The following is a 250-nucleotide window of genomic DNA, read 5'->3' as shown; positions in this document are numbered from 1 at the left end:
CAATAACCCCGCTGCCATACGTTTATCCGTAAGGACATCAAGATGACTGACTGTATTTTTTGCAAAATAGTGGCAGGCGAGATTCCGGCCAACAAGGTCTACGAAGACGATGATTTTCTGGCGTTCCACGATATTGCCCCCAAGGCAGAGACTCACTTGCTGGTGATTCCCAAACGCCATATCGTCAATCTCAACGACCTCAACGACACAGACAGCGCCTTGATGGGCAAATTGATGCTGACTATTCCGC

Annotated in this window: 1 protein-coding gene; it reads left to right on the top strand. The window is 48.8% G+C overall.

Going from position 1 to position 250, the window contains the following annotated elements; all coding sequences use genetic code 11:
• Window positions 1-42: 42 nt before the first annotated feature.
• Window positions 43-250: HIT domain-containing protein (locus tag Q4563_RS21425; RefSeq protein ID WP_303605959.1), on the top strand; the 208-nt coding region annotated here is incomplete at its 3' end.

This window comes from Gilvimarinus sp. 1_MG-2023 (assembly GCF_030548285.1).
The sequence above is the reverse complement of the archived record's forward strand: the minus strand, read 5'-3'. Positions and strand labels throughout refer to the sequence as shown.